This window comes from Phycicoccus ginsengisoli (genome assembly GCF_054779295.1).
In genome coordinates this window covers 150,054-173,661 of record NZ_BAAGYN010000003.1, presented here as the reverse complement: position 1 = coordinate 173,661, position 23,608 = coordinate 150,054, and the positions used below count along the sequence as shown (strand labels likewise).

General features: G+C 68.9%; 26 protein-coding genes. 7 read left to right on the top strand and 19 right to left on the bottom strand.

Annotated features, from left to right (window positions below):
* Window positions 1-58: 58 nt before the first annotated feature.
* Window positions 59-1,222 (bottom strand): DUF2442 domain-containing protein, encoded by a 1,164-nt coding sequence (locus ACYVDO_RS05975; protein ID WP_460933746.1) that lies wholly within the window; start codon window positions 1,220-1,222, stop codon window positions 59-61.
* Window positions 1,223-1,403: 181 nt separating this feature from the next.
* On the opposite strand from ACYVDO_RS05975, the gene ACYVDO_RS05970 reads away from it, so the two are divergent.
* The 3 genes from ACYVDO_RS05970 (at window position 1,404) to ACYVDO_RS05960 (ending at window position 2,801) form a co-directional block, all read left to right on the top strand.
* Window positions 1,404-1,787: a PadR family transcriptional regulator gene (locus ACYVDO_RS05970; protein WP_460934273.1), complete on the top strand. Its 384-nt coding sequence runs from the start codon at window positions 1,404-1,406 to the stop codon at window positions 1,785-1,787.
* The gene (locus tag ACYVDO_RS05965; RefSeq protein ID WP_460933744.1) at window positions 1,784-1,930 is read left to right on the top strand and encodes a hypothetical protein; all 147 of its coding nucleotides are present in this window, start codon (window positions 1,784-1,786) and stop codon (window positions 1,928-1,930) included. Before ACYVDO_RS05970 ends, ACYVDO_RS05965 begins: the two co-directional genes overlap by 4 nt.
* 82 nt (window positions 1,931-2,012) lie before the next feature.
* The gene (locus tag ACYVDO_RS05960) at window positions 2,013-2,801 is read left to right on the top strand and encodes a hypothetical protein (RefSeq protein WP_460933742.1); all 789 of its coding nucleotides are present in this window, start codon (window positions 2,013-2,015) and stop codon (window positions 2,799-2,801) included.
* A gap of 11 nt (window positions 2,802-2,812) precedes the next feature.
* On the opposite strand, the gene ACYVDO_RS05955 is transcribed toward ACYVDO_RS05960, so the two are convergent.
* Complete coding sequence (locus ACYVDO_RS05955) at window positions 2,813-3,559, bottom strand: hypothetical protein (RefSeq protein WP_460933740.1); 747 nt, start codon at window positions 3,557-3,559, stop codon at window positions 2,813-2,815.
* Window positions 3,560-3,678: 119 nt separating this feature from the next.
* On the opposite strand from ACYVDO_RS05955, the gene ACYVDO_RS05950 reads away from it, so the two are divergent.
* Together ACYVDO_RS05950 and ACYVDO_RS05945 are read left to right on the top strand one after the other, a co-directional pair.
* On the top strand, window positions 3,679-4,041 hold the full coding sequence (locus tag ACYVDO_RS05950) for a hypothetical protein (RefSeq protein ID WP_460933738.1): 363 nt from the start codon (window positions 3,679-3,681) through the stop codon (window positions 4,039-4,041).
* A complete protein-coding gene (locus ACYVDO_RS05945; protein WP_460933736.1) occupies window positions 4,038-4,397 on the top strand; it encodes a hypothetical protein in 360 nt (119 codons plus the stop codon). The genes ACYVDO_RS05950 and ACYVDO_RS05945 overlap by 4 nt, the downstream gene beginning before the upstream one ends.
* 136 nt (window positions 4,398-4,533) lie before the next feature.
* On the opposite strand, the gene ACYVDO_RS05940 is transcribed toward ACYVDO_RS05945, so the two are convergent.
* The 3 genes from ACYVDO_RS05940 to ACYVDO_RS05930 all read right to left on the bottom strand — a co-directional run bounded on the left by ACYVDO_RS05940 (window position 4,534) and on the right by ACYVDO_RS05930 (window position 6,490).
* Entirely contained in the window at window positions 4,534-4,698 is a 165-nt protein-coding gene (locus ACYVDO_RS05940; RefSeq protein ID WP_460933734.1) for a hypothetical protein, read from the bottom strand.
* A 218-nt stretch (window positions 4,699-4,916) separates the two neighbouring features.
* The gene (locus ACYVDO_RS05935) at window positions 4,917-5,690 is read right to left on the bottom strand and encodes a potassium channel family protein (protein ID WP_460933732.1); all 774 of its coding nucleotides are present in this window, start codon (window positions 5,688-5,690) and stop codon (window positions 4,917-4,919) included.
* A gap of 17 nt (window positions 5,691-5,707) precedes the next feature.
* The gene (locus tag ACYVDO_RS05930; RefSeq protein ID WP_460933730.1) at window positions 5,708-6,490 is read right to left on the bottom strand and encodes a PH domain-containing protein; all 783 of its coding nucleotides are present in this window, start codon (window positions 6,488-6,490) and stop codon (window positions 5,708-5,710) included.
* A gap of 479 nt (window positions 6,491-6,969) precedes the next feature.
* Between ACYVDO_RS05930 and ACYVDO_RS05925 the strand changes: the two genes are divergently transcribed.
* Window positions 6,970-7,116, top strand: coding sequence for a hypothetical protein (locus ACYVDO_RS05925; protein ID WP_460933728.1), 147 nt, complete (start codon window positions 6,970-6,972; stop codon window positions 7,114-7,116).
* A 469-nt stretch (window positions 7,117-7,585) separates the two neighbouring features.
* Here ACYVDO_RS05925 and ACYVDO_RS05920 read toward each other — a convergent pair whose 3' ends face one another.
* The 13 genes from ACYVDO_RS05920 to ACYVDO_RS05860 all read right to left on the bottom strand — a co-directional run bounded on the left by ACYVDO_RS05920 (window position 7,586) and on the right by ACYVDO_RS05860 (window position 21,445).
* Window positions 7,586-8,074, bottom strand: coding sequence for a hypothetical protein (locus tag ACYVDO_RS05920; RefSeq protein WP_460933726.1), 489 nt, complete (start codon window positions 8,072-8,074; stop codon window positions 7,586-7,588).
* Between the two features lie 173 nt (window positions 8,075-8,247).
* A complete protein-coding gene (locus ACYVDO_RS05915; RefSeq protein ID WP_460933724.1) occupies window positions 8,248-8,904 on the bottom strand; it encodes a hypothetical protein in 657 nt (218 codons plus the stop codon).
* A 43-nt stretch (window positions 8,905-8,947) separates the two neighbouring features.
* Entirely contained in the window at window positions 8,948-9,718 is a 771-nt protein-coding gene (locus ACYVDO_RS05910; protein WP_460933722.1) for a hypothetical protein, read from the bottom strand.
* A 254-nt stretch (window positions 9,719-9,972) separates the two neighbouring features.
* Window positions 9,973-10,998: a hypothetical protein gene (locus ACYVDO_RS05905; protein ID WP_460933720.1), complete on the bottom strand. Its 1,026-nt coding sequence runs from the start codon at window positions 10,996-10,998 to the stop codon at window positions 9,973-9,975.
* An 827-nt stretch (window positions 10,999-11,825) separates the two neighbouring features.
* Window positions 11,826-12,689 (bottom strand): hypothetical protein, encoded by an 864-nt coding sequence (locus tag ACYVDO_RS05900; RefSeq protein WP_460933718.1) that lies wholly within the window; start codon window positions 12,687-12,689, stop codon window positions 11,826-11,828.
* Window positions 12,690-12,728: 39 nt separating this feature from the next.
* Window positions 12,729-13,628: a hypothetical protein gene (locus ACYVDO_RS05895; protein WP_460933716.1), complete on the bottom strand. Its 900-nt coding sequence runs from the start codon at window positions 13,626-13,628 to the stop codon at window positions 12,729-12,731.
* Window positions 13,629-13,777: 149 nt separating this feature from the next.
* Window positions 13,778-14,407 (bottom strand): helix-turn-helix domain-containing protein, encoded by a 630-nt coding sequence (locus tag ACYVDO_RS05890; RefSeq protein WP_460933714.1) that lies wholly within the window; start codon window positions 14,405-14,407, stop codon window positions 13,778-13,780.
* Window positions 14,404-15,222, bottom strand: a complete 819-nt coding sequence (locus ACYVDO_RS05885) for a TIGR04255 family protein (RefSeq protein ID WP_460933712.1) — start codon at window positions 15,220-15,222, stop codon at window positions 14,404-14,406. Before ACYVDO_RS05885 ends, ACYVDO_RS05890 begins: the two co-directional genes overlap by 4 nt.
* A gap of 158 nt (window positions 15,223-15,380) precedes the next feature.
* The gene (locus ACYVDO_RS05880) at window positions 15,381-16,619 is read right to left on the bottom strand and encodes an exonuclease domain-containing protein (protein WP_460933710.1); all 1,239 of its coding nucleotides are present in this window, start codon (window positions 16,617-16,619) and stop codon (window positions 15,381-15,383) included.
* Between the two features lie 110 nt (window positions 16,620-16,729).
* Window positions 16,730-16,954: a hypothetical protein gene (locus tag ACYVDO_RS05875; RefSeq protein ID WP_460933708.1), complete on the bottom strand. Its 225-nt coding sequence runs from the start codon at window positions 16,952-16,954 to the stop codon at window positions 16,730-16,732.
* A gap of 129 nt (window positions 16,955-17,083) precedes the next feature.
* A complete protein-coding gene (locus tag ACYVDO_RS05870) occupies window positions 17,084-18,622 on the bottom strand; it encodes a hypothetical protein (RefSeq protein ID WP_460933706.1) in 1,539 nt (512 codons plus the stop codon).
* Between the two features lie 277 nt (window positions 18,623-18,899).
* Window positions 18,900-20,174 (bottom strand): hypothetical protein, encoded by a 1,275-nt coding sequence (locus tag ACYVDO_RS05865; protein WP_460933704.1) that lies wholly within the window; start codon window positions 20,172-20,174, stop codon window positions 18,900-18,902.
* A complete protein-coding gene (locus tag ACYVDO_RS05860) occupies window positions 20,171-21,445 on the bottom strand; it encodes a hypothetical protein (protein WP_460933702.1) in 1,275 nt (424 codons plus the stop codon). The genes ACYVDO_RS05865 and ACYVDO_RS05860 overlap by 4 nt, the downstream gene beginning before the upstream one ends.
* A gap of 338 nt (window positions 21,446-21,783) precedes the next feature.
* Between ACYVDO_RS05860 and ACYVDO_RS05855 the strand changes: the two genes are divergently transcribed.
* Window positions 21,784-22,245 (top strand): hypothetical protein, encoded by a 462-nt coding sequence (locus tag ACYVDO_RS05855; protein WP_460933700.1) that lies wholly within the window; start codon window positions 21,784-21,786, stop codon window positions 22,243-22,245.
* A 528-nt stretch (window positions 22,246-22,773) separates the two neighbouring features.
* Here ACYVDO_RS05855 and ACYVDO_RS05850 read toward each other — a convergent pair.
* The gene (locus tag ACYVDO_RS05850) at window positions 22,774-23,589 is read right to left on the bottom strand and encodes an abortive infection family protein (RefSeq protein ID WP_460933698.1); all 816 of its coding nucleotides are present in this window, start codon (window positions 23,587-23,589) and stop codon (window positions 22,774-22,776) included.
* Window positions 23,590-23,608 lie beyond the last annotated feature (19 nt).

Genomic DNA, 23,608 nt, shown 5'->3' with positions numbered 1-23,608 from the left:
CGAGGATGGCTCAAGGAGTCTGTGAGTATGCCCGGGGAACGAGCGGGGCCGGCGGGTGTCAGTGCACCGGCAGAACCCGGTAGCGCCACGCGCCTGAGGACTCCGGGTCCGCCTCAACCCACGTAACGCGAGCGGGCATCTCGGTGCCGGGTGGGTCCCCGGCGTCCCGTTCGGCGGCGAGGTCACCCACTGCGAGCGGGTGTGGCAGGGCTTCGTTGTCTTCGTCGGTGGACCAGGCCGGCACGCCGCGCGGGTCGGGCAGCGGCGACTCGTCGACGACCAGGACCGGAAGGGCTCGCAGCTGCACGACTTCGTCCGCGCCTTGGCCGGTCCGGCCGACGACCTGCACCCACACCCGTTCACGTGGACCGGCCCCACCCAGCAGCAGCGCCCCTGGCGTTGCCGACTGCGGGTGCGTCAGCTCCTCGACGAGCACCCGCATCCGACCCGAGGAGTCAGTCGACGAGGAGTTCAGCTCCACGTCGACCTCTGTTCCGGTCAACGCCTTTGCCACGACGAACCCACCGGCGTCCTTGACGACCGCTGCGACGGCCCGGCCCTCGGCGGGGCCGGCCAGCCACACCCGGTCCCCGACGTCGAAGGGCGCCACGTCACCCGGCGGCCGGTCGCGGCGGAACGCGGTCACACTCTCACCCGGGGCCACCACTCGTCGCAGCACCCGCAAGGTTCGGTGTGCCCATGGGTCGTGCAGCTCGGGGTCGCGGGTGAGCCAGGTAGGAGCGTCCTCCCAGGTCCGTCCGAGGCGTGCGGCCGGGTCGTGGAAGATGGCGCGCGCCCACGCCCGAGCGGACGTCACCTGACCGTCCAGCTCGACCAGGGCGGCTCTGCCGTGCTCGAGCGTCTGCTGCCGCTGCCGACCCTGGAGCTCCGTGCCGGCCAGTGCGGTCAGGGCGTCGAACAGACACTGGCTCGGATGGGTGCGCGGGTCGTGGTCGAACACGGGAGGCAGGACAGCGTGGTCATACAGGAACTCCGGTGCGAGGTCGACACCGTTGGGCCACACGATGGTCCCGGTCTCCTCGTCGACGCGGACCGCTGCAAACACGGTCGGGTCGTCACGGACGCGTTGGAAGGCGGGCCCCCACAGGAACGGGCCGACGTCGAAGTTCCCCCGGGACCCGTCGTTGAACGTCAGCTCAAGGATGCGGCCTGGTCCGGCGCTGACACTGGTCACACGCCTGAAGTCGTCGCTCCCGCTCACGTTGCTCTCCCCTTGTACTTCCGCTGTCGCGGAGTGTAGGGCTCTGCACGGACGGTCCATGTGGAAGTGGCATGCCCGGGGCTTGGGCACCGCCGTCAAGGTCGCTGCCCGGGCCGGGCCGTGAGGCGGCAGGGGGCGGGCCAGGGCGTAAACCGCACGCCGTCGAAAGCGTGCCGTGACGATGGATAGCCATTTCCGCGACATATGCCGATGGTCGATGTATGGTTGGGGGATGGGGAGAGCTGCGATGCGGGAGCCGACGTTCTTGATGCTGGCTGCGTTGGCTGAAGGGCCGAAGCATGGGTATGGGGTGATGCGGGCGGTGTCGGAGTCCTCGGCGGGAAGGGTCGAGCTGAAGGCTGGGACTTTGTACGCGGCTCTGGACCGCTTGGTCGGGGAGGGACTTGTGCGTGTTAGTGGTGAGGAGGTGGTCGAGGGCCGGTTGCGCCGGTACTACGACCTGACCGATGCCGGGGTTGACGCGTTGGGGCAGGAGGCGCAGCGGTTGGCGGCGAACGCTCGAGCGGCGACGCGGGCGTTGCGGGCGCGGGGGGTCCTCGCGTGAGCACTGGGTCGGTGGAGGAGGGGTACCGGCGGTTGCTGCGGTGGTTCCCGGCCCGGTGGCGTGCCTACCGGGAGGAGGAGGTGCTGTCGGTGCTGCTTGCGGGGTGCGTCGGAGCAGGGGCGGACGCGTCCCACGTGGGGTGAGCGTGTGGACTTGGTGGGTCACGGCTTGGTCGCCCGCGTTGAGGCGATGGCGTCGCTGGATGTGCGGCGGCGCACTGCCGCCGTGGCAGCGGTCAGCGGTGCGGCGCTGTCACTGGGGTGTCTGGTCGTGGGTGAGCTGTTGCCGTGGCTGGGCCGATTCGTGTGGGGCGCAGGCCAGTACGCACCGGCCGCGCCGACGCGATCTGGGTTCGGGGTGGTCGTGTACGGGCTGTGGCTGCTTGCGCTGGTGCTCATGGGTGCGTGGCGGGTCCGCGCCGGGAGGCAGCTGATGGTGGCGACCGCGCTGCTGGCGTGGTCGGCCCCGTGGGTCGCTGGGGTGGTGGGCGAGTCGGCGCCGCCGTTGTACTTCTGCGTTGTCCTGGGCTTCTTGGCTGTCCTCGCCGCGGCGGGCGAGGTGTCGCCCCGTTTTGGCAAGACTAGGTTCGACGTGCTGGCCGTCGCGGGCGTCGTGGTCCTTGGTGCTGTCCTCGTCGGTGTGGCTGCGAGGCCGTACATCCTGTGGTGGACCGGCGACCCTTACTACGCGTTCTACCGGCAGTGGCCGGTCGGGCTCATCGGTGTCGGCCAAGTCCTGCTGTGGGCCGTCCCGACCGCCCTGCTGGTGCTGTTCGTCGCAGCCGGGTTCCGGCGACGGCTCCGCGCCTGGGTTGGGCCTGCGGTCGTGGTGGCCGTGCCGTGGATGGAGCTGGCGCTGCTGGCCGGCGCCGGGAACACCGCCCGGGCAGGCTTCCCGGCGGCGGCCGTCCTTGCTGCCGCTGCCCTCATCGTCGGTGTCGCCGCGTTCGCCGGTCTACGGGTGAGCCTCCACGCTGCCCAGGCGCTACCCGCTCAGCCCGACGCTGGCGCCTGACGCCCCCGGGTTCACGGGGCAGGCGGCGCCTGGTTCCCCGCCTTGGCGGCCCGGTAGCCGCGGTACATCCAGCGCCACTGCCGTACCAGCAGCACACCCATCCACACCATGATGACAACCAGCCCGGCCAACACCGCGACGGCGTACACGCGCTGCGCGGTTCCGGTCAGGTGTGGGCCAAACAGCAGCGACGTCGCAGCCACCACGACGACGTACACGCCGCCGACGACCCGGACGCGGTTGTTGTAGCGCCGAGTCGCCTCCTTCACTTGCTGGCGGTACAGGGTTTCGGCTTCGGTGTGCGGCCCGAGCTGCGCCCGGCGCCGACGCGGCCCGTCGGTGCGTTCGCGTTTTGCGGCGGACAGCTCGGCCACGACCTGCTCGCTTCCCCACGCCGGCTGGGGCTCGCTGGCCTCGACGTACGTGATGTTCGAGGGCAGGTCCTCCGGATTGATGTACAGGCTGGGGTTCACCCCGTGTTCCACCATGCGGCGCAGCGGGTGCCCGGTCGGGGCGCGCGCCCGGTCGCCCGGCTCATACGTGATGCCGGACGCGTGCTCGGTCGGGTCAACGTCCTCACCTGCTGCGCGCCGGGCCTCGATGCCCGCACGGACCGCCTCGATGGCGGCCAGGTACTCGGCCTCGGTGTCGAACACGTCGACGACGACATGCCGGCGCTCGTGACGGCCCGGGTCGAACCGGTAGTGGCGCACGACGAACCGTTGGATGGTGTCGTCGTCAGCGTCCACGCGGGCCACCCGCGCAGGCTACGGCGTCGACACCGGTGCAGGTGAGTCATACGGCGCCGGGTGAGTTCGTACGCCGAACCTTGCGCCGCCACGGCGGCGGTGTCGGTGCCGGGTGCCAAGGTCACTTCATGGACGAAGAGGAGCGGTCGGGGGAGCCGCGAGTGTATAGCCATACACTCGCGGAGGAAGTGGACAAGCTGGCGCCGGGGATGGGTGGGGTGTGGTTGGTGTCGTCGCGGAAGGCGACGACGCACGTGTGGGACCTGGATGCGATGACGTACCGGCGCCAGCCAGGCCCGGGGTCGGGTCGGATGGCGTACGACGACATGACGGTGCCCATTGCGAGTGTGGGGGTGTGGCCGGAGGTGGGGCGGAGCAGTTTGGTGTTCTTTGACGACCCGTATGACCCGTCGGTGGAGCAGTGGCGGATCTGTTCGCGCATTCGGAGCATCACACGCATCGAGCCGCAGGAAGGTGGTGGTGCTTCGTGACTGGCGGTGACGAGGTGGAGACGGTGGAGCTGCCGATGGTGTGCACGTGCGCACCGGAGGGTGCGCAGGCGGCGGTCGAGTTGCGGGCTCGAATGACGCAGCGGTTGTCGCAGGGGTCGAGGGTCCTGAGGGCGCGGCCGGTGGCCGATGCCGGGTTTCTCTCTGCGGTGTGCTTGTCGTTGAGCGCTGACTTCCAGTCGCACGTGGCGGGCATCTTCATGGACCAGTGGTTCCTGGTCGTGGTGGAGCAGCTGCTGCCCTCGAATGAGGAACGTCGGGTGGTTGTTCAGGCTGACGCGGCGGAGGACGGCTTGGCTGCGGTGTGGGAGTGGCTGTCGCGGTACGGTCCCGCCTGATTGGGAGGCGATACCTGTCCAGCGCCTACCGACGTCCTCCGTTGATTCCCGGGGCAGAGGCCAGTCCGGCGCGCTTGTCGCCGCTCGAATCGCCACTGCCAGGCTCACCTGAGTATGCCTCGACACAGGCTGGGCGCTACAGGCGTTGGGTGCGCAACCTCAGCGCGTTGCCGATGACGCTGACGGAGGGCAGGGCCATCGCAGCGGCGGCGATCATTGGCGAGAGCAGCAGCCCGAACGCCACGTAGAGCACTCCGACGGCCACCGGGCTCCCGGCTGCGTTGCAGACGAGAGCGAACACGAGGTTCTGCCGGATGTTCGACCTGGTCGCTCCGACAGCGCCCGCGACCGGACGATGCCGGTCAGGTCACCTTTGAGCAGGCCGACCCCGGCGCTCTCGATGGCGACGCCGGGGCCACTCAAGCCAAGTTTCCCTACAAGTCGTAGGCAAACCTCGATCAGAGCACCAGCCACCGAGCGCAATGTTGCTACGACTTGTGGCAACATTTCGCCGCGTGCTCAGGCGCCCCGCTCGGTGCCCTCGGTGAGTTGCATCCGAAGTTGGGCGACCTGCTCGGCCAGCTCAGCGACCTGCACCGCCGTGCGGTCCTCTGCCGCCTGAACCTCACCGACCTTCTCCACGAACCACGACGCGATGGCGGCCGTAACGACGCCCAGCAGCGCGATACCGGTCACCATCAGCGCCACCGCAACCAGCCGCCCCTGCGCCGTCACCGGGTACCGGTCGCCGTACCCGACCGTCGTGACCGTGGTGGCCGCCCACCAAGTCGCGTCACCAAACGAGGTGATGGTCGCCCCCTTAGCTCCCCGCTCCGCATCCAGAACAGCAAGCGACGCAACCAACGCGACCACCGCAACGGACGCCGCAACGGACGCGACAACGCGGCCGCGGGCGAACGGCTGACCGCGGCGCGTGATGACGCTCAACGCGACCACCACTCGCAGCACCCGCAGGGGGCGAAGCATGGGGACGGCCAACGTGACCACATCCACCCAGTTGCGCCACAGGAACGCGGCCCTCCGCTGCGACCATGACACCCGGAGAACCAGGTCGAGCAGGAACAGGACCCAAACCAGCCACGTCACGGCCGTGCAGGCAACGGCCGCCCATCCCGGCAGCTTCGGGTCGAGGATGGGCCACGCGTATGCGCCCAGGAACACGACCGCGGCGCCGATGAGCACTGGCCCGGTACGCCGCTCCCAGTCCTCTACGCGCCCGTCCTGCACCGGCGACGCGTCAGACAGCGCACCCGGTGTCCGAGTGGCGCCCATCGGCGGAGCCTGCTCGTTCACATCCGCGCTAAGATTTCGGACTTCTTCGCGTCGAACTCCTCGCTGGTGAGGATGCCCGCGTCCCGCAGCTGACCGAGCTGCCGCAGCTGCTCGATGGGGTCGACCGCCGGCGGCGCCGGGGTAGCAGCCAGCTCACCGGCCCCAACCGGTGCAGCACTGACAGCGTCCATGCTCTGGCTCGGAACGACTTGGCCGGGCACCACGGGCATCTGGAATGGCGCCCCAGTCGGCTGTCCCACGTGGCCGATGAGGTGCGTGTTCTCCGTCCGGTGCGTGTTCGCGTGCCGCTGGATAGCCAGCCGGGCTGCGTGCGCCGTCTCGTTGATGATGCGCTGTCCCTCCCTGAAGTTCGGGATGTCCTCCATCGTCACGACCTCGACACCCCGCGCACGCTGCACGTGCACCACGACGTTCCCGACGCCTCGGGCCTTCTGCGACATTGACTGCCGCACATCCACGTCGACCACCGCCGAGATAGGCACCTGCTGCGCATCCGTCGACAGGAGGCCCTTCTCGAAGAACAGGTAGTGCGCTGTCACCTTGTACCGGCCAGCACCAAGGCCCGTCAGGGGCTTGCCTACCGCCCGCCACAACGCGTCCGGGTCATCGTCCACCGGCGTGCTGACCGCGGACCGGACCGCACCCTGCACAGCCGCGCGGACCCGCCCCGGCTCCGCGATCTGCTGTCCCGGAGCGAAGTGCTCCGTCCACGCAGACCCATCCCAGTACCGCTGCCGACCGTCCTCTTGCGGGTACCAGCCCGCCGGGGCCTGACTCATCGCGCCCTCCCTCGACCGAACCCTTCGAGCCCACCCACCGCAACCGACGTTGCGCACGTGGAGCCCCCGGAACACGCTAGACGGCGTTGCCCACCAGATGGGGCGTTTGCACTAAAAGAGGCCCACCACTCGCCCGCCCACCGGAGGAACGGGGTTCCGTATGAGGAACGCCTCGCATGCGTTGTGCCGGACCCGACGGGTCCAGATGTACGCCGCGAAGGGTCAGAGCGACTCGCCAGCCCACAAGCGGCGGCGAGTGTCCCGCTTAGAACCGTGCAACGAGGAGTGTCCTGGTCAGAAGGCAGAGTGTCCTGCGCAGAAGTGTCCAGGGCAGATCTTCAGACACACCGACCAGAACACGCAACCGGATGGTTGCACATCGCCTCAGGGACGGAACGGTGGCGTTCATGGGAAACGCTCTGAGGCCCGTAGTGCATGACGGGGACGGCACCTGGTTTGCTCCTCACGGACTGCGCGTCGTGCTGCTGAGCGACGACGAAATCGGCCGCTTGGAGGAAGGCGAAGAGTCCGTACTCGAGCAGTGGACCGGTGTGTGCCTCGGTGACCTGTTGATGGAGAACGTCGACTTGGGTGACGGACTCAGCTGGGTGTGGCCAGGCCAGTAGGCCACGAGCCGGCGTTTGAGGCGAGTCGGTTCCGAGGCACCTGCGTGGGTCAGCGCGGCACACCTACGCGCTACGGGGCAACGCGTGGCGGCTGTTGGCGTGTGTGAGGACGACCCTGACCTGCGCTCGGTCGTGTTCGGGCTTTGGAGCGCGCCGGTCATCGGGTCGTTAGAACCCGCACTCGTCGCGAGGCCGTGACGAGGTTCACGGGCAGCACCCTTGACGTGCGAGTGCAGCGACCGCCGCCATCGACCCTCACCTTGACCGGTCGCGGGCCGCGCCCCCACCGTGAGACCCCTGCACGGTGGGGGCGCCTTCGCAGCACCGGTCCGGATGTGACCCAGCGGGAACCGTCGCTGAAGCGGACCTCGAGCAAACCGAAGCCGCAGACCGCACGGCTGACCTGCCGTCGCCTGAGGACGCCCTGCCGCTCACAGTTCGGCGCCGGGGGCGGCGCGGGTTCAGCCGGTCAGGCGAAGGTGTTGTGGCACTGGCGCGTGATGTCCGTGCCCGAGGACACGATCACCGCGCACGCCAAGCCGCCCTGCGCGAGTTTGCCAGGGCCGCGGTACTGCGACCCACTGATGTTGTTGCAGCCGGGGTGCAGGGTCCCGTAGAACCGGTAGAAGAGGCGCCCGTACTGGTCGTAGTACGTGAAGTCGATGCGCGTGTTGCACATCGGCAGCCCGGACGGGATCGGGAACCACGACGCGGTCTGGCTGGTCACGTTCAGGCCGGAGCCGTAGATCTGGTGACAGATGCCGCCGGCCGGGATCTGGTACCCGGACGGGAGCGTGAAGCGGACCCAGTAGCTGCACCCGTTTGCCGACGGTGTCGCTGCCTCCGCCTGCGGTGCGGGTGCAGCGGTGACGGCGAGCCCGACGAGGAACGCGACCGCCAAGGTCAGTCGAGCTGCTCGCGAGAGCAGGATGGCGCCCAGGCGCCGTGAAACGGTCAAGACCACAGTGTTTCTCCCCCCATGAAGTGACGCCGAGTCCACGAGCGTGCGGGCTCGGACTGGTGGCTGGAACCTACTCCCGCGGGCGCCGTGTGCGCGCACTTTGCCGCAAACTCGCCGAAGACTGCGTGGCGAACCGCTGCGGCAGCCCGGTGGCAGAGCTTCGGCGGGAGCTATCGGTCCTGGTTCGTCGTGGGGTGCGGCGAGGGTCGCTGTCGTCGTCGCGTCCTGCGCAGCCACGCGGGTAGGTCGGTGCGCAGCCGGCGGGCCCACACGGCCGCCACGGTAAGGACGGCCAGGAGGATGGCGACGCCGATGCCCAGCTGGAGCAGCCGAGTCGGGTCGCGTTGGGAGTCGACGTCAGCCTTCACCATGGCGTCGACGCGGCTGCCGGGCAGGTCCAGGACGAGCACGGTCAGTGGGGCGGTGTACCCGGTGTCGACGGTTGCGGGCTGCCACCCGGTCGGTTCGTCGTCCGGGATGGGCTGCGTCTGCTCCACGTCGCGGACGCGCACCCAGTCGTCGTACCCGGGCACCCGCGCGCGGACCCCGGCCAGGCACCTGGCGGAGCGGCACCCGTTGTCGGTGATGAGCAGCTGCACCGCGGTTGCGGTGGCGGTTCGCCCGTGGTCGTGCAGGGCCTGGGTGGACCGGTAGCCGACGACGACGTCGCCGGTGAGGATGACGCCCCAGACACAGAAGATGAGCAGCATCGCGGGCGCCTTGGCGTACAGGGCTCGTTCGCCCTGCTTGGCGAGCTCCCACAGTTGACGCCACCCGCCTGACGGTGTCGACGTGCGGTTGTCGCTCATCGCAGGGGTGGGGTGCACGCCGACCATGGTGCCGCGGTCGCCGTGGTGGGCAGCGCTAGCCTCAGCGTCGCCGTCCCAGGGTCGGCAGGCCGCCGGAGATGGTGCGCACGCTCGTGCCGCGCTGGGACCGTGAGCTGGCCCGGTCGGTCCGTGCTGCGGCGCGCAGCTTCTTCGTGCGTTCACGTTCGCGCTCGGCCCGTTCGCGCCGTGAGCCGGGAGGGCGCTGCGCCATCGTCTGGGCTCGTCGCGCCCGCCGGGCAGCCTCCTCCTCCTCCTGCCCCTTCGCGGAGCGGCCGGCCGCGGCCGGACTTTGCCCGCGGAGCTTGCGCGACGTACCAGACGGCGAGGGTTCGGTCGGTGCCTTGGCGTACGGGCGAGCTCCCAGTCCCGCAGCCCTGACCCGGTCGCACGTGTCACACGGGTCGCCACTGATCCAGGACGAACCTTGGGCCACGATCCGGACCGAAGTGCGCCCGCACAAGCTTTGCGTCGCTGCTGCCGGGTTGAGCAAGTGGACGCGGCCGAGGTCGTCACCGCCGTCGAGGACCCGCCACGCGGGCTCCTTCCACACCGCGTCGTCGGACGCGGTGTCCCGAGCTGCCACCGCGGCCGCCCGCACGGCGTGGCACCGTTCGCAGCGCGGGTAGTTCACCGCCTCCCACGACTCCTGCCACCACGGCGCGTCCCAGATGCGCCCGCACAGCGCCAGCAGCCGGTTGCGCGGGTTCAGGACGTGAACGACGTCGTCGGAGTCGATGACGCGGGAGTCGAAATCGAACCGCCCCGTCGGCATCGGGCGGATGAGCTCGACGACCAGCTGGTCTAACGCCACATGTCCCCCTGCCTGACCGCCCCGGCGATTCCGGTCCACCGAAAAGGGGAGGGGACTCGGCGCGCCAGAACCGTCTCTGTGTCACCCTCATTCTGCCATCGGCGGGTGACCTGTGTTAGTGCAATCGCTAGGCTCCACAGACCGTTCCGCCATCATCTGTGCCCCGATAGGGCTTGGCTCGTGTCACGTCCGGTTTCACCGTCACACTGTCCGGGTCACAGAGGCAGACCGGTCAGGGTGTTGCGGCGGCTGGTCTACGGGTGCAGGTTGCGCTTGGGCAGTCCGAGCAGGTCCCGGGCGCGGGCCGCGGCGGCGCCTTCGACGTCGGCGTTGGCGTTGGCGTCAGCGGCCTGCTGGTTCCACTCCTCGATGGTGTGGGCCTGCGACATGAGGTGGTAGTGGTCGGCGTCGACGACGCTGTCCTTCGCAAGCTGCTCGATGACGGGTGCCACTGCGCGGGGCCATGCCGTGTAGGCGCGGAAGTCCTCGGCCTCCTGCGTCATGCCGGCGCTGATGACGGCCGCTTGATTCTTGACGGTCGACAGAGGGGCGCCGGCGTCAAGCAGGTCGTTCAGCTTGCCGATGGCGTCGTTGGGGTTGGCGACGATGGCGAGGTACTTGGCGCCTGCGGCCTTGTAGTCCTCCACGGCCAGGGTGGCGTCCTTGCTGGTGGCCGCGGTCGCGGTGTCGGTCTGGGCGGCGGTCGCGCGGAGGTGCCAGGTCCCCCCGGTGAGGCCGGAGAGCTTGGCCGAGGTTGACCCAGCGCTGCCCGGGACCGCGCCCAGCGAAGTCCAAGTGCTCCCGTCGGCGGACTTCTCGAGGGCGAGGGCGCCCCCGGCGGGAACGACGGCGGCGGTCACGGTGGCGCTGTCGGTGGTGCGGATGACGGAGTCGGACAGCTTGATCGTGACGGTGGCCGGCGTTCGAATGGTGACTGCGGCAGCGGCCGATTGCGCTTCCTGGTCGCGTCCGAGTTCGATGGCGGTCGCCTTCACCCACACCTTGCCTGCGCGTGCCGGGGTCCACGCCGTCTCGAAATGGCCGGAGGCGTCAGTGGTTGCCGTTCCTGCCTGGGTGAACGGTCCGCCGTCAGTGGTGGCGACTGCGAGTTCGACGACGCGGTGCGCAACAGCCGGCGTCACGCTTCCAGCCACAGTGACGGGTTTGCCGGGCGCGGCGGCGGAGGTGTCCGCTGTCATCTTGATGGTCGAATCGTGCGGCGACAGGAACGCGAACCAGCCGCCGGCACCAACCGCTAGGAGGGCGGCGACAGCGCCCACGACCACCAGAATGCCCGCCGGACGACGCTTGGGCCGTGCGTCTGCTCCGGAGGTTCGATCTGCGCCGTTCGCTGCGTCAGTCATGCCCGAGGCCCCCCATTGGTCGCTATGCACGGCGAACATAGGCGAGCAGGCTGGACCACGTGGCAGCTTTGGCCGGGCTTGGGCCGTTCAGATAAAGTTCTTCACCCAGGCGTCGGTGCGCCTGTTCTGCCGCGGCTGCGCACCCCCAGACCGTGGTCTGGCCAGGCCAGCTGGATCAGAGCCGACGGGCCCGCGCTTCCCGCGCCAGCTGCGCAACTCGACCCTTCGAAAGTTGCGTCGCCGCCGCAATGCGGTCGTAACTCCACCCCTGTCGGCGCAGCTCCGCAACAGCACGCAGTCGCGGCATCGCCACCTCCGCCAGAGCATCGTCCAAGGACGCGAACACGTCCCCCACCGCCGCAATGACCGCTAAAGGGTCCTCGAGCTCCGTCACACGATGAGCCTCCTGCGCGATCGCCTCGCGCAGCTCGGGTGACAGGTGCCCAGGACGGTAACCAAGGCGACGACGTCGGGCGGGAGGCACCCCACAACCCGACCGTGTGCATAGCCCTACACGCCAAGCGCCTCGCCGCAGCGGTATAGCGCCGTATAGCGCGTATAGCGGAGACGGCCCCCACGTCCGTGGACGTGGCGGGTCGGTTCGTCGCACCATCGCGCGCATCGGAAGGTCAGTCGCGACGGCTGAAACCTGACGGCGCACCCGGTAAGTCGGGAACGCTGCCGGTCTTCGTTGAGGCCGGGCATGGAGCGCCCCGCGTGAGTGGTTCTGTGGTGGGTGTGGGTCAGGTGGTCGTGGTGCGGGCGAGTAGTGCGGCGGTGAGGGCCAGGACGGCTTGGGCGTCGGCGCGGGTCCAGTCGAAAGTCTGCGCGTTTCCGTCTTCGTGTGTCGCCGCGCTACATAAGCTGTACGCGTCGTGGAAGAGCGCGGACCATCGTTGGTGGGGGCCTCGCTGGCGGGGTGCGGGGTTGAGCTGTTTGGCCGGTGTGGGTGGCTGAAGCGCTTGGACGTGTTCGAGGACTGCGCGGCATGTTTGGACACATCGTTCGTGGTCGCCGTCTCTCAGGGCTAGTCGTGCTTGACGCAGCCTTTGTGCGGCTTGTGACAGGGAGGGCGTCTGGGCACCCTGGATGTGGTTGGTTCCGGGAGGGTGGGACAGCGGGCTGGGCACGCGCACGGTGATGGCGACTGCGGCTCCAGCTTGGTCGAGCAGTTCGAGCCATCGGGTGTGGGTGATGTGAGGCCGCATCTGTGTGGTCGCGGTGGTTGGTGCAGTCTGGGCTTCGAACAGGGTGGCGTCGAGGTCGATTTGAAGCCGTAGTCCGTCTCGGCTGGCGAGGGCTTCGAGGGCAAGGAGCTGGTCGTCGGTCAGGACTACCGTGAGCGTTTCGTTGGTCCGGTATTGGCGGACGCTGTAGCTGGCATGAGTGTGTCCTAGCGGTCCTTGTTGCTGCGCTGTTTCGACGTCAATAGCGACGTCGAGGCTCAGGACAGCGCGAGCGTCGGCGGGTTCAGCGGGCAGCCACGGGGCTTGTAGGAATATCTGAATGCGTAGTTCGTGAGCTCCTGGTCCCGGCCGCAGCGACACTTCGTTGATCTCGACGCGGACGGAGTGGGGGCCGAAGTAGAGCGAGTCGGTGGTCGTCATCGTGGTTCTTTCAGGTGCGGGGTGGCCAGCGACGTTGCGCTACGGGGTCCCTTGGCGGGGCAGGGGCTCGGAGAGGTAGTCGAGGTCGAGCATCTCGCTTCGACCCACTCTGTCGAGGGAGTACTCCTGAACGGTGACAACTTCGCCGCGGACGGACCTGACTGCGGCGTGTAGGCCGAGCTTGTCGCGCTGATCCACACATCGCTGGGCCCACGCTTGGGCCAGCCATTGCCAGGCCCAGTACCGATCGGCATCGGTGGGGGTGGCTTCCGCGAGGTAGGTTGCGATGTTAGCGGCGGCTTGAGCGGCAGTCTTGGTCGTGGGCCAGAGGTCGTGCCGCAGTCCGTCGGGTAGGTCTGGCAGGTCGGTGGCCGGGTCGGTGAAGGGCAACGCACTCGCAGTTGTGACGACGACGATGGTGAGGTCGAACGGCGCTTCGAACCAGTTGCCTGCGACCTCAACGCGCAGCATGTACACCTGTTGCAGGACTTTCCCGATGGGGGACTCCGGCCTACCGGCTTTGGACTGAAGGGTTTCCTCCAGTGGTCGTAGGCACCGGACGACGTCGTCGGGGAAAGCGAACCGCCCGTACTTGCGCGAGACCGCTGCGGCGAACCGCCGGACGGCGGGGTCGGTGGTCAATGCGGGTGTTCTGACCAGTTCGCTGATGCTGGCCTTCTCCAGTGTTGTGACCACGTCCAGGTCGGCGAACGCGTGGGTCCCAGCGCCCGGCAGTGGCGCGTACCGGGGGCGGTGGCCCGCATGCGCTTGGGCGGCGTTGTCTCCGCTGAGGTGAACGACGGGTGAGACCTGCACCAAGGGCCGGTCAGGTTGGGCGGCGTCGCACGACTGGCTGACGACGACTGCGCCGTGTGGGCAGGGCCGATGGGCTGGGACGCCGTCGGCGCCGACGACGACCACGTCGGCGACGCTGAACACGTCGCCTTGACGCCAGTCGTTGCAGTTCACCACTGCGGCTGGCTGCGGTGGCGCGACGGTCGGCGCCAGGTCAGGGGGAGGTGCTACGGCGGCGTCGCCGGCCCGTGTTGCGCCGACGCGTCGGCCTGGCATGAGGCGGCCTAGCCACGTCACGACAGCGTCATGGGCTCGTCGTGTCGGGCGCCCACGAGCTCTTCGGGCGAGAACGCGGTCTGCCAAGCGCCGGAGGTGTCCTCGTGGCGGCGTCGGAATCCGTCAAGAACGCTGACTCCGCCTGCTTCGACACGCAGGAGCGCTGCGCGGGTGCGCTCAGGGCTGTCGCCGCCAGCGGCTCGGACGGCTGCCGTGAACTCGCGAAGCAGGGTTGCGTTCGCTTCGTTCATTCGGCCGCCGTTGGCCCACAGGTGGACGGCTCGACGGGAGACGCCCATGACCTTGCCGAGCTGGTCCCAGGTCAACCCGGAGTGCTCCTTGGCCCAGCGGATTTCGTCCTGGTCGGTCAGGGCCTTTGGTGTCGTCGTGTCGGTCGTTTGACCGGTTCGGGCCGCGGGCAGGGTCAGTTCGAGGGGGACGGCTCCTGTCCATGGGCCTCGCACGTTCGCGGTCGCGGAGATGGGAAGGTCGCGCCAGGGCGCGGTCGCGGTCGTGCCGGTCAAAGCGGTCGCGAGGATGACGCTGGACGCGAGTACTGCGACGACCCCGTCGGTAGCGGTCGACGTTGTACCGCGGCCGGCGTTGACAGCGGTCGTGGTTGTTGCCTCATACACCCCGGTCGTCATGCGGGCACCCCTCCGAAGGTCTCGTCGAACCGGGGACCGAGGGCCCACCGGAAGAACTGATAGTCGCGCATCGCCAGGTCGTTTGCGATGTCCTCGACCTTGTCGCCCTGGTTGGTTCCAGGTGGCCAGACGGCGAAGGCGTCGAGGTCGAGCAGCCATGAGGGGACGGGCACGGCCGGCAGGGTGGGGTCGAGCACCGTGTTGGGCGGGACCAGCCCCCAGCGAGCTTGGAGTGCTGGCCCGTCGTGTAGCTGGTAGAGAGCCTCGCTGAGGCCGCGGACCAGGGTGGCGCCCTCCGGGTGGCCGTCCATGACGCCGCACACCTCGGGTCGGAACAGCTCTCCGAGCCTGTTCAGGTGGTCCGGGTCGGTGATCCGGTTCACGAACCTGACGCCCATGCGTTCGATGTAGGGCGGGCGCGCGATACTGCTGAAGGTGTCCCAAGCTGCCGTCAACCGGGCAACAAAGTCGCTGCGGCGGTCGTAGGCGGACGTTTCGACGCTCAGGAACGCCTGGCCGAAGCTGACTCGCCAGGTTTCGTCGACGCTGCTCAGGGTCCACAGTCGTGTTGCGCTCTGGGATTCGGTGGCGCCGTCGGCGGTGATGGTGACCGCGACCTCTTGTCCCATTTGGAACAGGGGGTACTGGGCGGCCATGGCGCCGGCGAACGCTCGGGCGCGCTCATCCTCGTGGGCGGCAAAGTCCGAGTACCGTGGAAAACGGATTTGGGCCAACACGCGCTCCGCTGTGGGCGTGGCCAGCGGAATGTTGCCGGGCGTGCCAGAGCTGAATGGGCTATCCACCGCTACCTCCATGTTTCACACTGTACTTCACATGGCGGACAGTGCCGGACCTCGTTGCCGGTGCACTCCTCTGAACAGGTGAGATGCCCGTGCCGCCCTGGATGTAGCTGCCACGCAAGTCGACGCGCCCGGGCCGGGCTCGGCGGCTCACACCCGGTGAGGTCGGTTGATCAGGCGGTCAGGAGCCTGTCGAAGGCTTCCTCGGTGATGATGGGTATGCCGTACGTGCGGGCCTTGGCTGCCTTGCCGCTGCGGGAGTTCGGGTCGGCCGCGATGACGACCTTGGTGGTCTTGGTGACACCGCCGGGCTGTAGCCCGTGTTGGCGGGCGATGGCTTCCCACTCCTCGCGCCCGCGGGCCATGTCGCCGGTGAAGACGACGCGGTCGCCGGGAACGAGGGTGAGCGTGGTGGCGGTCAGGGTTCCTTGGGCGGTCTGACCGCCCCCCGCGGTGTCGGAGGCGGCGTCGAGGGCGGCGACGACGTCGGTGGGGCGCAGGCCGAAGATGTCGGCGGCGCCTTCGAGGCTGGCACGTTCGGTCGCGGTGACGACGCCGTCTTCGAGGGCGACCTCGGCCATGGCGCGCAGGTAGTCGCCGTGGATGTCGAGAACCTGCCCTCTCGTGAGGCCGTGGTGCAGAGCGACGGTGACGAGCTCGTCCTTCTCGTGTTCGGCGAGGAAGCCGTCGAGCATGGCCATTTCCAGGACGGCGAGGTAGGCGTCGACGCGGGCGTCGGCGGCCCTGGGCATCTTGGACACGATGCGGTCCAGCCATTCGTCGTGCCGTGCGTGGGCGTGCACTTGGGAGCGGTGAACCATCTCCAGCTCCGGGTACGTTCCGGTGAAGGTCGGCCAGACGTACCCGCGTGAGGTGGGAAGGGTGTGCGCCCATGGTGGGTTCGGTCCGGATGCCTTCAGGTAGTGCGAGAGCAGCTGCGCGGTGGCGTGGGCGTCGGCGGCTGCGGAGTGTGCGCTGGTCAGGGTGATGCCGCCGGCGCGGGCGCAGTCGACCAGGCGCCGGCTGGGCGCGTTGAGGTACACGCTGGACCAGGCCATGGTGCACACGCCGGTCAACGGCAGCGGGTTCAGGGGCAGCCCGGACCGGACCATCTCGTGGGCGAGGAACCGCAGGTCGAAGCTGGTGTTGTGCGCGACGATGGTGCGTCCAGCCACCGCCCGGAGCACGTACGGGGCCAGGTCACCGAAAGTGGGTGCGCCGATGACGTCAGTCGCGCTGATGCCGTGGATCCGGGTCGGGCCGACATCGCGTTGTGGGTCGACCAGGGTCGACCACCGGTCCTGGATGTCGCCGTCGTCGGAGACGTACACGACGCCGATTTCGACGATCCGGTCATGATGTTCCGGCGACAGGCCGGTGGTCTCAACGTCGACGACGGTGTAGCCGGTCACGGCAGGTTCCCCCTGGTCACGATGGCGCGCCCCTCGCGTCGTTCGGGATTGTGGCAGCCGGCATTGCCGGATGTGGGCGTTTTCGCATGGGTTGCCGCGGGCGCGGGGGGTCAGCCCTGGTGCTCGAGCCAGCGCCGGACCAGGAGCGCGACGACCTGGCTCGCGGCGATCTTGGCGACGGTCGTCGCGGCGCGGCGCGCGAGGCGGCGCCGGCGGGTGCCCGGGTGCTCTCCGGCGTCGGCGTCGGCGCCGACGTCGGCGACGTCGGCGGCGGGGGCGGCGGCGGGATCTGGGGTCGGCGTGCTGGTCGTGGACGGGTCGTTCGTGGAGCTCATCGGTCCTCCTGAGGCCGCTGTGGTGTTTGTTCCACCCTCGAGCCCGCATAAAGGCCTGGACTAACGGTTGATGTCACACGGCGTGCGCGATGGTCGACGGCACGGGTGTGGCGGGCGTCGAGTCCCGGGTCAGGAGTCGTCGTCGGGGTAGGCCCGGCCGACGTGGAAGGCCGTGGACCAGGCGCCTCGCATGCTGATCTCGAGGGCATACCCGTGGATGTTGTGCACGGCGCCTGCGAGGTACTCCAGGCGGTTGCCGTCGAGGGAACCGGCTGCTAGTTCATCGGCGATGGACGTGACCTCCCAGGTCCAGCTGGGTTCGGTGACGCGGAAGCGAAGGCCGACCTGGCGGGCTACGTCGATGAGCGTGGTCAGGTCGTGGCGGGCTCGGTCTAGTTCGTCTCGCTCGTAGTCGGTGAGGGTGTAGTCGGCGAGGGCGGCGTCGTTGATCGAGTGGCTGGTTGCGTCTGCGGCGGCGGTGATGAGGTTGTCACGCTCGGTGGTGGTGATGAACCCGAGCTCGTGGGCGACGGGTGCGGGTAGGCGGGGGTGGGCCAACAGCTGCTCGGTGTTGGCCAGGACGACCTCGACGATGACGGCGGGTTGGACGTGTCCGAGCAGCGGTTTGAGGATGTGGTCGAAGCCTGGAACGGGACTGCCGGCCTGGTAGGGCCAGAGGGTGAAGTGGGAGCCGTCGTCGACACGTAGGACGCGGTCGGCGGTGATGTCGCGCAGGAGGTGTTCGGGGACGTGGTCTCCGGTGCGGAAGGTGATGCCGACCCAGTCGTTGGGGATGGTGAGTTCCCACCCGGGTTGGTGGACGGTGTGGGGTGCTGGGTGGGGTGCGCTGCGTAACCAGGTGGGAATATGTTCGCGGGCAGCTTTGCGTTCGGCGCGCCAGACGGCTGCTCCGCCGCGGCCTTGGAGGTCTTCGGTCGGGTTGGGTGCGCCGGCGAGCCAGGTGTCGTCGGTGAAGTCGTCGGTGAGCTCGAGGTCGTGGATGCGGGCGTGGAAGTCGGGGCCTTGGGTGTGCAGCATGGCCAGGTTGGTGGCGGCGTTGGGTCCGATGAGGAGGTGCTGGGCGAGGTGGAGGGCGATTTGGAATCGCCAGGGGTGGTGCCAGCTGACATCTTCTTCGCGGAGGATGTCGGCGATGGTGCCGCCGCCGTACAGGGCGTGTTGTTCGGCGCGGGTGCTGGTGGCGGCGACGGTCAGGCGCCACAGGGCGAGCGCTTGTCGGTGTGTGAGGGTTGCGGGGAGGTCTTCGAGGCCGGCTTCATCGTAGGGGTGGGCGACGGCGAGGGCGGTGGTGACGGCGTCGGTCAGGCTGCGGGCTTTGTAGTGTTTAGGGCCGCGTGCCGGTGCTTGGCCGGGCAGGACGAACCCGGTGTTTTTGGCGAGGTCGATGGTGTTCTTGTCGAGGCGTAGGGCGACACGACGGCGTCCGTCGTGTTGGCCACCTCGCGCGCCTGGTGCTGGTGGTGGCCAGCTGATGACCGTGCTGATGTGGACGAGGCGGGATTCCTCGTCCAGTGCTGCTTGGGTGTGGACGTGGTCGGTGACGAGGCGGTAGAGCAGGGCGTCGCGGGACAGTCCTTCATGAGCGCAGACGTCGCTGATGCGGGACAGGGCGCTGTCGGTGAGGCGGACACTGGTCTGGCGACGCATTCCTGGTGGCCTCGTTCGCCAGGGTGGACCAGTAGTCCCAGAACCGGACACCGTAGCCATGGCGGCCACCCTAGGTGGGCATGCCTGACCTGCTCGCGTCCCTTCGGCATTGCCTCCAGTGTCTGCGGTCGGGCATGAGACCAGCGCATCGTGCGAGCGACGACTCGTCGACCGTGCAGAGGTCTATCCGGGCGGGCGCGGAAAGGCCATCGTCGCGGTGCGCGGCGCCCGCTGGATGGCCTCGAGGACCAGGGTAGTCACCGCTTATGGCGGCGGCCTAGTTGCGCGTCTTGAGCCTCGCGTCCTGGGTGGGCCCTGCGTCTGCGTGGTCGAACGGCAGGGTGTCGGACCCGGCTTTCGGTTCGCGTTCGGGCGCTCCAGGCGTGGGGGGCGTGGTGTCGCCGCCGGTGAGGTCGTGGACGAGGCGGGCGCGAGCGTGGGTGCGGAAGTCGGGGCGCAGCGAGGCAGCTGTGACCAGAAAGCCGCACGTGTCGGCAAGGAGCTTGGCGGCGACCGGGTCGACCTGGTCACCGAACGCGGCGCCGACGGTGTCGGTGACACGGTTCGCTTCGGATACGGCGAGGTACTCGGCATACCGGAGGGTGTCGGCGAGGCGGTTGGGTCGGACGAGGAACCGGGTGACGAGCTCGGTGAGCTGTTCGAGGTAGGGCGGGTCGACGTTGTCCGCGTCGGCGGGCAGGCCGGCCTTGGACAGCATCCGGGCAAGGGCGGTCTTTTCGCGCAGGGCGAGTTCGCCGCCGCCGACGTACAGGCGGACGGCAGTGGGGACGTCGCTGATGCGGGTCGCGCGGACGAACGCGACGGTCTGGACGATGGAGTACGTGTAGTGCCACGCGATGTCGTAGAACAGGGCGCGGTGCGCGGGGTTGGTCGGGTCGAGGGTGGCGACGGTCCCCTGGAGGTGCCCGACGAGGTGGGTCATGTTGCGGTGCGGGTCGTACACCCAGTAGTCGAAGTCGAGGTACTGGGTGAGCTTGTTGAGCTTCTTGTCGAGCCCGTCAGCGATGTTGAGGTGGTTGGCGACGGCAGCGGGGTCGAACAGGATGGCGAGGGGGCCTGTGAGGTCGACGGCGGACGGCATGGTCCGTTCAGCGGCAGCGAGGTCGTCGGGGGTCAGGATGCCGATGCCGAGGCGCGCGGACATGGTGCGGACACCGCCGGGAACGTCGTGGCCGCGAACCAGGTAGGCATCGTCGGCGTCGACGAAGTCGGCGACGCCACGGACCCAGAACATGCGCTCGATGGCGCGCTTGTCGCTGGAGCGACAGTCGGCGAACGTGGTGTGGATCTGGCCGGCGGGGGTGAACCCGATGCCGAGGACGTCGAGGTCGGTGAGGTCGTGGGCGGCTGGCTCTCGGGTCGCTTGCGGCAGGTAGGCCCGCAGGCGGACGTCGAGGCGGGCTGAGGAGCCCATCCGCCACAGGAGGCGTCGCATGCCGAGCTTGAGGTCGAGGTCCTGGTCGGTGCCGCGACCGGTCAGGGCGCCGGGGCGGCTGCGGTGCTGGCTGCCGGTGTTCCGAGCGGCGTTCACGTGGTCACTCCGTAGCCCATGACGGCGGCGATGAGGGGGGCGTACTCGCTTTCCTTGTGTTCCAGACGGGGGCGGTTGGCCTTGACGGTCTTCATCGGGCCGAGGTAACGGGCGTCGGTGGACAGCAGGTCGCGGGCGTCTTCGGCCTGCCGTCCGGACATGGCCTCACCCATCTCGAGGAGGTCGGCGGCGATCTTCAGGGCGCGCCGGTTGTCTGGGGTGTCGATCAGGGTGGGTGTGACCCAGGAACCCCACTGGTACTTGTCGGGGCCGAACTCGATGATGCCCTTGTTCCGCATGAGCCGGTACTGACGTGAGGACGACGAGTGCGGTTCGAGGGCGCCGTCGGTGAGGAGCTTGTTGACGGCGAACCACGGGTTGGACAGGTTGTTGAAGCCGCCGAACTCCTCACCGCACCGCACGCACGCGAGGATGGCCAGGGCCTTGTCGAGGATGGGCTTCTCCCCGATGAGCAGGGTCTTGTCCAGGGTGTACGGCATGGTGGCGAACGGCTGGTCGCCGGCACCGCCGGGCAGCTCGACCGAGGGGGCGATGATGAGGCCGCGCCCGATGGCGTCGTACAGCAGCGGGTGCTTGTCCGGACGGACGGAGAGCCCTTGCCGGTCCTTGAGGAGGGCGAACTCCTCGGCGAGCCGGTCGGACCCGTGCTTGGCGGCGAGGTCGTTGAGAAGGGCCGGGTTCTCGAATGCGGTGTACGGCGAGTACAGGATGGTGCCGTCGACGCTGGTGACGCTCTTGATGAGCTGGGCCTGGGTGCCGAGATCGAGGACGCGGTCGACGTCGGAGGTCTCGATGCCGACAACCTCGGTGAGACCTTCGACCGCGAGGGGGCTTCGGGCGAGTCGGTCGACGACGGCGACGACCTCCTGCTCGAGCTGGCTGGGGGCGCGGTCGTCCCACGCGGAGCCGAGGGTGTCGTACAGGTCGTGGAAGAACGGGACCTGGCTGGTCAGGCCGGTGACGCCGGCCTTGTTGCGGGTGAGCTCGACCAGGCCGGCGTCCTCGAGGAGGGTCAGGACGCCGTCGAAGGACGTTGATGGGATGTCGAGCTCGGCGGCGGCCACGGCCTCCAGGGCGTCCATGTCGCTGATGAGGTCCTGGTCGCGCACGAGGGCGGCGAGGTCGGCGCCCATCCCGACGAGCTGCGTCTTCTTCATCGGGGTCAGGACCGGGGAGGTGGCGTCGAACGTGCGCAGGCCAGCGTTTACGTCCTGGCAGCGCAGCCCGGCGGTGTAGTGGTCCAGCGCCATGTCGCGCAACCCTCCTCGTCATCGCCTGTGATGCCCGCTAACACTGGCCCTTCGTCGACCCGTCTGACCGGTTCTTCACCTTACGTGACTACGGTCGACGGTGACGGTGGGTTTCCTGGCCATCGTGGTGTTGACCGGGACGGCGGCGGTAGCGGGCATGTCGGGTTGGTTGTGGTGGGGTCTGCTGCGAGGGTGGGTCGGTGCCGCAGGAGGCCATGGGGCAGTGAGAGCGTGCGGCGACGTCCGCGAACGCGGTGATGTTGGACCCGACCTTCCTCCGGCTGGCTCGGGCCACCCGGTGGATGGTGCGGTATGCGTCCTGAGCCAGGGATGCGGTCATGGTGCCGGCCACGGTCGTTGACGGGGTTGGGTTCGACGTTGAGGAAGCGTCCCGGTGGGCCGGCTCGGTAACGTTTCGCCGCTTCGGCGGCTTCCCCGCGGGACCGTTGCCGACCTGGGGGTGCCGCACGCACCCGGCCGCCGATATCCGCCCAGGACCAGACGAGCAGGGCGTTGCGGGCGGCCGGCTGGGGTGCGGCCGCAGCCATGTGGGACGCGACCGCTCACCATGGGGCGGTTCTCGTGGTGCGCGCCCGTTGGTGTTCGACGCCCTGGTGGCGGCGGCCGTGCCGTGCGTCGTGAGCCCGCCCAAGCCGCTCGCCGAGCGTGTGGTGTTCGGCGTTCTTGGCCATGATGCGGGTGCCGCGTCGCTACGCCGGACCCGCTTCGTCGCGGTGGCCGGTGATGGGCCGGAACCGTCGCTGTTCGTCGTCGACCGCGGAACCCGCTCCTACCGCTAACCACCAAGTAGCCCCGCAGCCGTGGGGTATGCCGCGAGGCAGTCGGTGCTGGCATACGGTGTGCCGATGACCAAGACCCAACGACTGCGGAACTGTGCCGAAGGCTTCATGGGTGGGCTCGTTGAGGCAGGCTTCCCTGGCCCGTGGCGTTGGGCACACCACCAGTGGGAGGGCGCGTTCTACTCCGCGTGGAGGAACTGGGCTCCGGCCACGCGGAACCCGAAGTTGTTCCCTACGTTCAAGGTCGGCGGCGGCGGGGGAGCCTCCTCCCAGGCGCGGGACATGCTGTGGCAGCTGAAGTCCACGTCGCCGTTCCACGACCATGACCGTGCCCCGCTGAATCGACACCCTCGGGGCATGACCGCTTCGGAGTACCTGGAGATCCACGTGGAGGGCGCCTCTGCGCAGGAGTGGCAGGAGCTGGCAGCGTCTTTTTTGGCAGGGATGCGACGCCACGACTCGAACGACTGACGGACGCCTCCGAGGGCTCGCTTCAGTTGTTCCTGTGGTTCTGGAGCCCGGGTTGGCTCAACCCTTGGCCTTGTCGAGCATGACGAGCATGTACTCGGCCACGGATGTCGCCTCGCGGACCACGAGCAGGGCCAACTCCTCGCTGACCCCGGACGGCAAGGTCCGCCCGTGACCGGTCCCTTGCAGGTTGCGTAGGGTGTTCGTGTGCTGCGCGATCCTCCACGTGGACTCGTGGATGGCCTGGATGGATGCCGCTCCGGGCAAGTCGGGGTCAACCTGCTGCGGCAGGACCCACAGGCGTTCGCGGGCTAGGTGCCACAGCTGGCTGAAGTCCATGTTGGCCTGGGTGGGGTAGCCGAGCTCCTCGAGGACGAACTTCGCCACCGATTCCAGCATTTCCTTCGCGGTGCCGATGAGCAGGGCGGGGTCCTCCGTGGACCGGCGGAGCCGGTCGACCTGAACGTCTAGGGCTTCTCGACCGCCGGTGGACAGGTCCACGCCGAGGAACGGGCGTAGTTGCCCTTCGTCGGTGAGATACCAACCGGACCCGCCCAAGGCGCGCCGCAGCGTGTTCTCCGCCTCGGACCGGTCCCCGGTGCCGACCAGACCAGCCACGCGCAAGGCGGACAGGAGCCCCTCGAGCAGGTCGCGGCCGCGGGCAGGTCGCTTCTCAGCCTCGCGGAACGCCCTGAGGACCCGCTCAGCCTTGTTCGGACCTGGCACGTCCGGCTTGTACTCGTACCCGTCGAAGTAGCCGGCGCTGGTCAACACCCGGGAGATGACGGTGTGACTGGGCCCATCGCCGCCATGCCAGAACACGGCGAACGCTCCCGCGACATCGCGGCTGAGGGGCACGCTGGAGGCGGCAGTCACGAGACCCGAGCGTACTCAT